At 66.5% G+C, this 10793-nt stretch carries 9 protein-coding genes; 8 read left to right on the top strand and 1 reads right to left on the bottom strand.

Translation table 11 applies throughout. The annotated features are described in order from the left end of the window. Positions 1 to 48 precede the first annotated feature (48 nt). Positions 49 to 1302 carry a tyrosine--tRNA ligase gene (gene tyrS / locus AC5JDC_RS17480; protein ID WP_495843137.1) on the bottom strand — a complete coding sequence of 418 codons (1254 nt, stop codon included), beginning with the start codon at positions 1300 to 1302 and terminating at the stop codon, positions 49 to 51. 102 nt (positions 1303 to 1404) lie between these two features. Here tyrS and AC5JDC_RS17475 point away from each other — a divergent pair, with 102 nt between their 5' ends. From AC5JDC_RS17475 to AC5JDC_RS17440, 8 genes are all read left to right on the top strand, one after another. Next, positions 1405 to 2544, top strand: a complete 1140-nt coding sequence (locus tag AC5JDC_RS17475; protein WP_495843135.1) for an anhydro-N-acetylmuramic acid kinase — start codon at positions 1405 to 1407, stop codon at positions 2542 to 2544. Continuing rightward, entirely contained in the window at positions 2541 to 3953 is a 1413-nt protein-coding gene (locus AC5JDC_RS17470) for a pyridoxal phosphate-dependent decarboxylase family protein (RefSeq protein ID WP_495843133.1), read from the top strand. The genes AC5JDC_RS17475 and AC5JDC_RS17470 overlap by 4 nt, the downstream gene beginning before the upstream one ends. A 68-nt stretch (positions 3954 to 4021) precedes the next feature. Beyond that, positions 4022 to 4810 carry a DeoR/GlpR family DNA-binding transcription regulator gene (locus AC5JDC_RS17465; protein ID WP_106774697.1) on the top strand — a complete coding sequence of 263 codons (789 nt, stop codon included), beginning with the start codon at positions 4022 to 4024 and terminating at the stop codon, positions 4808 to 4810. A gap of 108 nt (positions 4811 to 4918) precedes the next feature. Continuing rightward, complete coding sequence (gene glpD, locus AC5JDC_RS17460) at positions 4919 to 6442, top strand: glycerol-3-phosphate dehydrogenase (RefSeq protein WP_495843131.1); 1524 nt, start codon at positions 4919 to 4921, stop codon at positions 6440 to 6442. Between the two features lie 29 nt (positions 6443 to 6471). Then, the gene (locus tag AC5JDC_RS17455; RefSeq protein ID WP_495843129.1) at positions 6472 to 7554 is read left to right on the top strand and encodes an ABC transporter ATP-binding protein; all 1083 of its coding nucleotides are present in this window, start codon (positions 6472 to 6474) and stop codon (positions 7552 to 7554) included. 10 nt (positions 7555 to 7564) lie between these two features. Further along, complete coding sequence (locus tag AC5JDC_RS17450) at positions 7565 to 8632, top strand: ABC transporter ATP-binding protein (RefSeq protein WP_495843127.1); 1068 nt, start codon at positions 7565 to 7567, stop codon at positions 8630 to 8632. Positions 8633 to 8635: 3 nt separating this feature from the next. Next, positions 8636 to 9502, top strand: a complete 867-nt coding sequence (locus tag AC5JDC_RS17445; protein WP_495843125.1) for a carbohydrate ABC transporter permease — start codon at positions 8636 to 8638, stop codon at positions 9500 to 9502. 91 nt (positions 9503 to 9593) lie between these two features. Then, on the top strand, positions 9594 to 10412 hold the full coding sequence (locus AC5JDC_RS17440) for a carbohydrate ABC transporter permease (protein WP_495843171.1): 819 nt from the start codon (positions 9594 to 9596) through the stop codon (positions 10410 to 10412). Positions 10413 to 10793 lie beyond the last annotated feature (381 nt).

Here is a 10793-nt window from a genome sequence, read left to right as displayed (position 1 = left end):
GCGGCGGACGCCAAGCCGCTGCCGGCGTGTCCTTCGAGGAAAGGGCCCTCACACGGCCCTGACGAGCAAATGCTTCTTCTTGCCGAGCGACAGTTTTGTCACGCCCTCCGCGGTCAGGTCGGCGTCGGACACGGTGCGCCGCTCGTCCGCCACCGGCTGGTCGTTGAGGCGCACGGCGCCGCCTTGCACATGCCGACGCGCCTCGCCATTGGAAGCGGCGAGCCCGGCCCGCACCATCAGCGCCAGCAGGCCGATGCCCGCCCGCAGCTCCGCCGCCGCAACCTCGACAGAAGGCAGCGTATCGGCCAGCGCGCCTTCCTCGAAGGTTTTCCGCGCCGTTTCCGCTGCCTCCTCGGCCGCGGCGCGGCCGTGCAGCATGGCCGTCACCTCGGTCGCCAAAACCTTCTTCGCCTGGTTGATCTCCGAGCCGCCGAGCGCCGCCAGCCGGGCGACCTCGTCCAGCGGCAGGGTGGTGTAGAGCTTCAGGAAGCGGCCGACGTCGGCGTCCTCGGTGTTGCGCCAGTACTGCCAGAACGCGTAGGGGGCGAGCATGTCGGCGTTGAGCCAGACCGCGCCCGACAGCGACTTGCCCATCTTGGCGCCCGACGCGGTGGTCAGCAGCGGCGTCGTCAGCGCGTAGAACTGTTTGCCGAGCATGCGGTGGCCGAGGTCGAGGCCGTTGACGATGTTGCCCCACTGGTCGGAGCCGCCCATCTGCAGCACCACGCCGTAGCGCTTGTTGAGTTCGACGAAGTCGTAGGCCTGCAGGATCATGTAGTTGAATTCGAGGAAGGACAGCGACTGGTCGCGATCCAGGCGCAGCTTCACCGAATCGAAGGACAGCATGCGGTTGACCGAAAAATGCTGGCCGACGTCGCGCAGGAATTCGAGGTAGTTGAGCGGCAGCAGCCAGTCGGCATTGTTGACCATCAGCGCATCGCGCGGCCCTTCGCCGAAGCTGAGATAGTTGGAAAACACCTTCTTGATGCCGTCGATGTTGCCCTGGATGGTCTCGGGCGTCATCAGCTTGCGCGCCTCGTCCTTGAAGGACGGGTCGCCGACCATGCCGGTGCCGCCGCCCATCAGGGCGACGGGACGGTGCCCGGTCTGCTGCAGCCAGTGCAGCATCATGATCTGGATCAGCCCGCCGGCATGCAGGCTGGGGGCGGTCGGGTCGAAGCCGATATAGGCCGACACGGTCTCCGTGGCGAAAAGCTTGTCGAGGCCGGCCTCATCGGAGATCTGGTGGATGAAGCCGCGCTCGGACATGACGCGCAGGAAATCGGACTTGAAGGCGGACATGGCAACGTTCCGGAAGATGGATTGAGGACACGCCGGCGCATGGCGCTGGCGGCACGGCGGCTTTAGCATCGGCGCACGAAGAATCACAAGAAAATAGGTCGAATGACCCAGACCTGCGCGATCGGCCTGATGAGCGGCACGTCGATGGACGGCATCGACCTGGCCATGCTTGCGACCGACGGCGAGAATTCCGTCCGGCGCGGCCCGTCCTTCTTCGTGCCGTACGAGGCCAGCTTCCGCCGGCGCATCGAGGCGGCGCTGGAGGACGCCAAGGCCATCGTCAGCCGCGGCGAGCGGCCGGGCGACCTTGCCGCGCTGGAGCGCGAGATCACCGAGCGCCATGCCGATGCCGTCGCCCGGTTCCTCGCGGAAGGCGCGAACGGATGGGGCAGGCCGGAAATCATCGGCTTCCACGGTCAGACGGTGCTGCACCGCCCGCAGGCCGCCCTGACGGTGCAACTCGGCGACGGTCCGTTGCTGGCGAGCCTTACCGGCCTGCCGGTGGTCCACGACATGCGCGCCAACGACATGGTTTTCGGCGGGCAGGGCGCCCCGCTGGTGCCGGCCTACCACGCCGCGCTGGCGCGCTCGCTGCCGCCGGAATTCGCGTGGAAAACGCCGGTCGCCTTCGTCAATATCGGCGGCATCTCCAACGTCACCTATGTGCCGGCCGACGGCGACCCGGTCGCCTTCGACAGCGGCCCCGGCAATGCGCTGATCGACCAGTGGGTTTTTCGCGAGGGCGGCGTGCCGTTCGACGCCGGCGGGGCGATCGCCAGCGAGGGCGGCGTGGTCGACAGCGTAGTCGCCGCCTATCTGACAAAGCCCTTCTTCTCAAGGTCAGGCCCGAAATCGCTGGACCGCAACGATTTTACGCTCGCCGAGGCGCAGGGCCTCGAACTCGCCGACGGCGCCCGCACGCTGGCCGCGGTATCGGCCGCGGCCATCCTCGAAGCGGCCGAGAACATGCCGGAGCCGCCAAAACTCTGGATCGTCTGCGGCGGCGGGCGCAAGAACCCGCACATCGTCGGCGATCTCAAGACCGGCGCCGAGAAGGTCGGAGCCGAGGTGATTCTCGCCGAGGATGCCGGGCTCGACGGCGACGCGATGGAGGCGGAGGCCTGGGCTTATCTGGCGGTGCGGTCGCTCAGGCGCCTGCCGCTCACATTTCCGACCACCACCGGCTGCCGCGAACCGGTGAGCGGCGGGTTACTGGCGTCACTGGAGGGAGGCAAATCATGAACAATGACGATTTTCGCGCCTGGTCGGCGCGGGCGGCGGCCTGGGGCGCCGACTACCGCAAGACGGTCCGCGAGCGGCCGGTGCGGGCACAGACGCGTCCGGGCGAGGTCGCCGCGCTGATCCCGGCAGCGGCGCCGGAGGCGGCCGAGTCGATGGAGGACATTTTCGCCGACTTCGAGGAAAAAATCCTGCCGGGCATGACGCATTGGCAGCATCCGCGCTTCTTCGCCTATTTCCCCGCCAACGCGGCGCCTGCATCGGTCGTCGCCGAATACCTCGTCTCCACGATGGCGGCGCAATGCATGCTGTGGCAGACCTCGCCGGCGGCGACCGAGCTTGAGACGCGCATGATGGAGTGGATGCGCCAGGCGCTGGGGCTGCCCGACCGCTTCACCGGCGTCATCCAGGATTCGGCCTCCTCGGCGACGCTGAACGCCGTGCTCGTCATGCGCGAGCGGGCGCTGCAATGGGCCGGCAACCGGCAGGGCCTCGCCGGCAAGCCGGCGATCAGGATCTATTGCTCGGACCAGGTCCATACCTCGATCGACCGCGCCATCTGGGTGTCGGGCATAGGCGAGGAGAACCTGGTCAAGATTCCCGCCGGCGGCCCCTCGCGCGGCATGGATGCCGCCACCCTTGATGCCGCGATCCTGGGCGACCGTGCCGCCGGCCATCTGCCGGCTGGCGTCATCGCCTCGGTCGGCGGCACCAGCGTCGGCGGCACCGACGACGTGGCCGCGGTCGGTGCCGTCGCGCGCCGTCACGGCCTCTATCTCCACGTCGACGCCGCCTGGGCCGGTTCGGCGATGATCTGCCCGGAATTCCGCCCGCTATGGGCAGGCGTCGAGGGCGCCGATTCCATCGTCTTCAACCCGCACAAATGGCTGGGCGCGCAGTTCGACTGCTCGATCCAGTTCGTCGCCGATCCCGACAGCCTCGTCCGCACGCTCGCCATACGTCCGGACTATCTGCAGACGCACGGCCGCGACGGCATCCTCAACTATTCGGAATGGTCGGTGCCGCTCGGGCGGCGGTTCCGCGCGCTGAAACTGTGGTTCCTGCTGCGCGCCCACGGCCTTGCCGGCCTGCGCACCATGATCCGCGACCATGTCGCCTGGAGCAGGGCCCTCGCCGAGCGGCTGCGGGCGCTGCCGGACTTCGAGATCGTCACCGAGCCGATGCTGTCGCTGTTCTCCTTCCGCCACCTGCCGGCGGGGAAGGGGCGTCTCGACGCGCACAACCTCGCCCTGCTGAATGCGATCAACGACGATGGGCGCATCTATCTCACCCAGACCCGCGTCGACGGCAAGGTGGCGATCCGCTTCCAGGCCGGGCAGTTCGAGACGACCGAGGCCGACATCGATACGGCCTTCACCGCCATCGTCGAAACCGCGGCGCGCCTCGCCTGACGCGGCTTTCGCTTCCGTCTTCTTTCGTTTTGAGTTACAAGTCCAAAAAACGAAAGCTAGGGAAGCCCATGTTCCTGTCGCAGCGCCATTCGGAAATCATGCAGATGGCGAAGGACCACGGCCGCGTGCTGGTCGACGATCTCGCCGGCCATTTCGGCGTGACGCCGCAGACCATCCGCAAGGATCTCAACGACTTGTGCGAACAGCGGCTGCTCTCGCGCATCCATGGCGGGGCGCTGTTCCCCTCCGGCATCGCCAACCTCGAATACGAGGCGCGGCGCAAGATCGCCGCCCCCGAGAAGGAGGCGATCGGCCGCGCCGCCGCCCGCATCATCCCCGACAACGCCTCGCTGTTCATCAATATCGGCACTACCACGGAGGAGGTCAGCAAGGCGCTGCTCGACCATTCCGGCCTGATGGTCATCACCAATAACATCAATGTCGCCAACAGGATGCGCGTTTATCCGGGCATCGAAGTGGTGATCGCCGGCGGCGTCGTGCGCGGTTCCGACGGCGGCGTCGTCGGCGAGGCGGCGGTCGACTTCATCAAGCAGTTCAAGGTCGACTATGCCGTCATCGGTGCCTCGGCCATCGACCATGACGGCGCGCTGCTCGATTTCGACTTTCGCGAGGTGAAGGTCGCGCAAGCCATCATCGCCAATGCGCGCCACGTCATTCTGGTCTCCGACGCCACGAAGTTCGAACGAACCGCGCCTGTGCGCATCGGCCATCTCTCGCAGGTCGACACCTTCATCACCGACCGTTGCGAGTTGCCGACGATCCGCCGGATCTGCGGCGACAGCGAGGTCGAGCTGATCGAGACCCTCAACGCTTCGGAGCGCCCTGACGCCGCGTGAAATGCTTCTGCGCGTTTTCGTTTGACATTCGTTATTATTTCGAAATAATCCCGACTGGTTTTCGAAAGTAGCTGTAATGCTGCACTGCGAAAGCCGGGGAGGGTGCCTTTGGACGCAGCGGCGATCCACGACATTTTTGTCATTGGCGGCGGCATCAACGGATGCGGCATCGCCCGCGACGCCGTGGGCCGCGGCTTTTCGGTGTTCCTCTGCGAAATGAAGGATCTGGCGAGCGGCACGTCGTCCGGCTCGACCAAGCTCATTCACGGCGGCCTGCGCTATCTCGAATATTACGAGTTCCGGCTGGTGCGCGAAGCGCTGATGGAGCGCGAGGTGCTGTGGACGATGGCGCCGCACATCATCTGGCCGATGCGTTTCGTGCTGCCACACGCAAAAGGCCTGCGGCCGGCCTGGCTGCTGCGCCTCGGCCTCTTCCTCTACGACCATATCGGCGGCCGCAAGCTGCTGCCGGCGACGAAGACGCTCGACATGACGCGCGATCCCGCCGGCAAGCCGCTGAAGCCATTGTTCAAGCGCGGCTTCGAATATTCCGACGGCTGGGTCAACGACGCCCGCCTGGTGGTGCTGAACGCCCGCGACGCCGCCGACCGCGGCGCCGTCATCCGCACCCGCACCCGGGTGGTGGCCGCCCGGCGCGAGGCCGGACTGTGGTCGATCACCATCGAGGACCTGCTGACGCGCGACACCGAAGAGGTGAAGGCACGGTTGTTGGTCAACGCCGCAGGGCCGTGGGTCGACCAGGTGCTGTCGGGGGCTCTCGGCCGCAACGACACCCGCAACGTCCGGCTGGTCGCCGGCAGCCACATCGTCATCCGCAGGAAATTCGCCGACCCGCGCGCCTATTTCTTCCAGAACCGCGACGGCCGCATCATCTTCGCCATCCCCTATGAGGAGGATTTCACCCTCATCGGCACCACCGACCGGGATTTTCAGGGCGATCCGGAGGACGTGCGCATCAGCGACGGCGAGATCGACTATCTCTGCGCGGCGGCCAGCGAGTATTTCGTCGAGCCGGTGCGGCGCGCCGACATCGTCTGGACCTATTCGGCGGTGCGCCCGCTCTATGACGACGGCGCCTCCCGGGCGCAGGAGGCGACGCGCGACTACGTGCTGAAATCCGAGGGCGGCGACGGCGCGGCACCTTTGGTCAACGCCTTCGGCGGCAAGATCACCACCTACCGGCGGCTGGCCGAATCCATGCTGGACAGGATCGAGCAGCATCTCGGCAAGCGCGGCAAGCCGTGGACGGCGGGCGCCGTGCTGCCTGGTGGCGATTTCGCGCCGACCGGCTTCGAGGCCGAAGTCGCGAGGCTTAAGGCGGCCTATCCCTTCCTGGACGCGGCGCATGCGCGCCGGCTGACGCGGCTCTACGGCACGCGCGCCCACACGTTGCTCGGCCTCGCCAGCTCGCAGGCCGATCTCGGCAGGAACTTCGGCGCCGACCTGTTCGAGGCAGAACTGCGTTATCTCATGCAGCAGGAATGGGCGCGGTCGGCCGAGGACGTGCTGTGGCGCCGCACCAAGCGCGGCCTGCGGCTGAGCAGGGAGCAGGCGGCGGCGCTCGATCAGTACATGAACGCCGCGCAAGGTGATCGCGCGGCGGCGGAATAGCCGAAAGCACCGGGCCGGGAGGAGGCGGAATGCTCGAACTGAGAAACGTGACGAAGACGGTGGCCGGCGCGGATCATATCCGCGACGTGTCGCTGACGCTTCGCCACGGCTCGCTCAACGTGCTGCTTGGGCCGACGCTGTCGGGCAAGACCAGCCTGATGCGGCTGATGGCCGGCCTCGACCGGCCGAGCGCCGGTTCGGTCTGGTTCGACGGCAAGGACGTGACCGGCGTCCGCGTGCAGGACCGCAACGTCGCCATGGTCTATCAGCAGTTCATCAACTACCCGGCGATGACCGTCTACGAGAACATCGCCTCGCCGCTCAGGGTCGCCGGCGCCGGCCGCGACAGGATCGACCGCGAGGTGAAGCGGGCGGCGGAACTGTTGAAGCTGACCCCATACCTGCAGCGCACGCCGCTCAACCTTTCCGGCGGGCAGCAGCAGCGCACGGCGCTGGCGCGCGCCATCGTCAAGAACGCCAGCCTGGTGCTGCTCGACGAGCCGCTTGCCAATCTCGACTACAAGCTGCGCGAGGAGTTGCGCGCCGAGCTGCCGAAGCTGTTCGCCGAGGCCGGCACCATCTTCGTCTACGCCACCACCGAGCCGCACGAGGCGCTGCTGCTCGGCGGCAACACGGCGACCTTGTCGCAGGGTAGGATCACCCAGTTCGGCCCGACCATCGAGGTGTTCCGCCGGCCGATCGACCTGGTGACGGCAAAGACCTTCGCCGATCCGCCGCTGAACACCATCGTGCTGGGCAAGCAGGGCGGCAGCTTCCTGCTCGACGGGGCGGTCAGCCTGCCGGTGCCGGCGGAATTCGCCGGCATCGCCGACGGCATCTATACGATCGGCTTCCAGCCGCACCATCTTTCGCTTGAACGGCCGACCGCCGCCGCGGTTTCGGTGCCGGCCAAGGTCACCGTCACCGAGATCACCGGCTCCGAGAGCTTCGTCCATCTGCAGTTCGCCGATGCGCGCTGGGTGATGCTGACGCCCGGGGTGAAAGCCTTCGAGGCGGACGAGACGATCGATGTCTTCATCGATCCGCGCCACCTGATGGTGTTCGACGAGGCCGGCCGCTCGGTGACCTCGCCGCGCCGGCTGGCGGCGTGAGGAGGGGGCCATGGCACGCATCGACCTCGACCATATCCGCCACGCCTACGGGCCGAACCCGAAATCGCCCAGGGACTATGCGCTGCGCGAGGTCAACCACATTTTCGAGGACGGCGGAGCCTATGCGCTGCTGGGGCCGTCGGGCTGCGGCAAGACCACGCTGCTCAACATCATCTCCGGCCTGCTGCACGCCTCGCACGGCCGACTGCTGTTCGACGGCCGCGACGTGAGCCACACGTCGACCCAGCAGCGCAACATCGCCCAGGTGTTCCAGTTCCCGGTCATCTACGACACCATGACCGTCTACGACAATCTGGCCTTCCCGCTGCGCAACCGCGGCGTGCCGGAGGCGGAGGTCGACCGCAAGGTCAGGGACACGCTGGCGATGATCGACCTTGCCGACTGGGCGAAGCGCCGGGCGAGGGGGCTGACGGCCGACCAGAAGCAGAAGATCTCGCTCGGCCGCGGTCTTGTGCGCTCCGACGTCAATGCCATCCTGTTCGACGAGCCGTTGACCGTCATCGACCCGCACATGAAATGGGTGCTGCGCTCGCAGCTGAAGCAACTGCACCGGCGTTTCGGCTACACCATGGTCTACGTCACCCACGATCAGACCGAGGCGCTGACCTTCGCCGAGACGGTGGTGGTGATGTATGACGGCGAGATCGTGCAGATCGGCACGCCGGCGGAGCTGTTCGAGCGGCCGAAGCACACTTTTGTCGGCTATTTCATCGGCTCGCCCGGCATGAACGTGCTGCCGGTCGAGATCGACGGCGGCCGCGCGCGGCTCGGCGCCCAGACGATCGCGCTGCCGGGCGCGCCGAAGCCGACGACGGGGACGCTCGAGCTCGGTATCCGTCCCGAACATGTCCGGCTCGGCCGCGACGGCATGCCGGTTTCGATCACCAAGGTCGAGGACATCGGCCGCCACAAGGTGGTGCGGGCGACGCTGGAGGGCCGCGAGGTCGTGGCGATCGTCGGCGAGGACGAGGAGGTGCCGGCCGAGCCGAAAATGCGTTTCGAGCCCCGCGGCATCAACCTCTACGCCGATTCCTGGCGGATCGAGACGGAGGCCTGAACCATGGAGAAGACCTGGAACAACAAGGCCTGGTTCATGGTGCTGCCGGTGCTGGTGCTGGTGGCCTTCTCGGCGGTGATCCCGCTGATGACGGTGGTCAACTATTCGGTGCAGGACACGTTCGGCAACAACGAGTTCTTCTGGGCCGGCACCGAGTGGTACCAGGAGATGCTGACCTCCTCCCGGTTCTGGGAGGCGATGGGGCGCAACCTGATCTTTTCCTTCGTCATCCTCGCCATCGAGATACCGCTCGGCATCTTCATCGCGCTGAACATGCCGAAATCCGGCTGGGGCGTGCCGGTCTGCCTGGTGGCGATGGCGCTGCCGCTGCTCGTCCCGTGGAACGTCGTCGGCACCATCTGGCAGGTGTTCGGGCGCGTCGACATCGGCCTGCTCGGTTACGCGATGAATGCGCTCGGCATCGACTACAACTACGTCAACGACCCGTTCGACGCCTGGGTGACCGTCATCGTCATGGATGTCTGGCACTGGACCAGTCTTGTCGTGCTGCTCTGCTATGCCGGGCTGGTGTCGATCCCCGACGCCTATTACCAGGCGGCCAAGATCGACGGTGCCTCGCGCTGGGCGATTTTTCGCTACATCCAGCTCCCCAAGATGAACCGCGTGCTTTTGATCGCGGTGCTGCTGCGCTTCATGGACAGTTTCATGATCTACACGGAACCGTTCGTGGTCACCGGCGGCGGTCCCGGGTCCTCGACCACCTTCCTGTCGATCGACCTGGTCAAGATGGCGGTGGGTCAGTTCGACCTCGGCCCGGCGGCCGCGATGTCGATCATCTATTTCCTGATCATCCTCCTGCTGTCCTGGGTCTTCTACACCGTCATGACCAATTACGGGTCGGAGAAATAGCATGGCCGACGGCAAGCAGACCGCCGCCCGCGCCGACGACCTGGCTCCGGCTCCTGCCGTTGCCGCCGGTCAGGATTCCGTCGCGCGCGCCATGCGCCGGCGCGGCGATGAATCGCGCTTCTGGTGGCTCATCCCGGCGCTCTACATCGTCTTCCTGATGCTGCCGATCTACTGGCTGGTCAATATGAGCTTCAAGACCAACCAAGAGATTCTCGGCCAATTCTCGCTGTGGCCGCAGAACCCGACGCTGCGCAACTACATGGTGATCTTCAGCGATCCGTCATGGTACAACGGCTACATCAACTCGATCATCTATGTGGTGCTGAACACGGCGATCTCGGTGTCGGTTGCGCTGCCGGCGGCCTATGCGTTCTCGCGCTACCGGTTTCTCGGCGACAAGCATCTGTTCTTCTGGCTCTTGACCAACCGCATGGCGCCGCCGGCGGTGTTCGCGCTGCCGTTCTTCCAGCTCTATTCGGCCTTCGGGCTAATCGACACCCATATCGCCGTGGCGCTGGCGCACTGCCTGTTCAACGTGCCGCTGGCGGTGTGGATCCTCGAGGGTTTCATGTCGGGCGTGCCCAAGGAGATCGACGAGACCGCCTATATCGACGGCTATTCCTTCCCGCGCTTCTTCTTCAAGATCTTCATGCCGCTGATCGCCTCGGGCATCGGCGTCGCCGCCTTCTTCTGTTTCATGTTCTCCTGGGTGGAACTGCTGCTCGCCCGCACGCTGACGACCACGGCGGCCAAGCCGATCGCCGCCACCATGACGCGCACGGTGTCGGCCTCGGGTCTGGACTGGGGCGTGCTGGCGGCGGCCGGCGTGCTCACCATCATTCCGGGCGCGCTGGTGATCTGGTTCGTGCGCAACTACATCGCCAAGGGTTTTGCCCTGGGGAGGGTGTGATGAAGGACGGAAGCTTCTCTCTCCCCTTGCGGGGGAGATGGCCCGAAGGGCCAGAGGGGGTAGCCCCGGCAGCGCGCGGCGCCTGGCCGCGCCGGCCCGCCTCCATTTGCCCCGTACCCCCACCCCTGAGCCCTCCCCACAAGGGGGAGGGGGACCTTGCGGCCGCCATGCCGCGCAAAGCCGTCGCCGATCGGCGTCTGGCGCAGGCGCGGCAAGATTCCCCTTCCCCTTGTGGGCAGGGGTCAGGGGTGGGGGTGGCCTCCTATGCGATTGCCCGGCCCACAGGCGGGAGGGCAGGGCGCCGGCGCTCGGTCGGATCTACCCCGCCCCCGGCCTGCGGCCGGACCCTCCCCGCGAGGGCAGGGCAATCGCATATGCCGA

The organism is Kumtagia sp., from assembly GCF_059502445.1.
The sequence above is the reverse complement of the archived record's forward strand: the minus strand, read 5'-3'. Positions and strand labels throughout refer to the sequence as shown.

Excerpts from the sequence above, each read along its gene's own strand:
- tyrS (WP_495843137.1), bottom strand. The coding sequence starts at position 1,302 with ATGTCCGCCTTCAAGTCCGATTTCCTGCGCGTCATGTCCGAGCGCGGC.
- AC5JDC_RS17475 (WP_495843135.1), top strand. The coding sequence starts at position 1,405 with ATGACCCAGACCTGCGCGATCGGCCTGATGAGCGGCACGTCGATGGAC.
- AC5JDC_RS17470 (WP_495843133.1), top strand. The coding sequence starts at position 2,541 with ATGAACAATGACGATTTTCGCGCCTGGTCGGCGCGGGCGGCGGCCTGG.
- AC5JDC_RS17465 (WP_106774697.1), top strand. The coding sequence starts at position 4,022 with ATGTTCCTGTCGCAGCGCCATTCGGAAATCATGCAGATGGCGAAGGAC.
- AC5JDC_RS17455 (WP_495843129.1), top strand. The coding sequence starts at position 6,472 with ATGCTCGAACTGAGAAACGTGACGAAGACGGTGGCCGGCGCGGATCAT.
- AC5JDC_RS17450 (WP_495843127.1), top strand. The coding sequence starts at position 7,565 with ATGGCACGCATCGACCTCGACCATATCCGCCACGCCTACGGGCCGAAC.
- AC5JDC_RS17445 (WP_495843125.1), top strand. The coding sequence starts at position 8,636 with ATGGAGAAGACCTGGAACAACAAGGCCTGGTTCATGGTGCTGCCGGTG.
- AC5JDC_RS17440 (WP_495843171.1), top strand. The coding sequence starts at position 9,594 with ATGCGCCGGCGCGGCGATGAATCGCGCTTCTGGTGGCTCATCCCGGCG.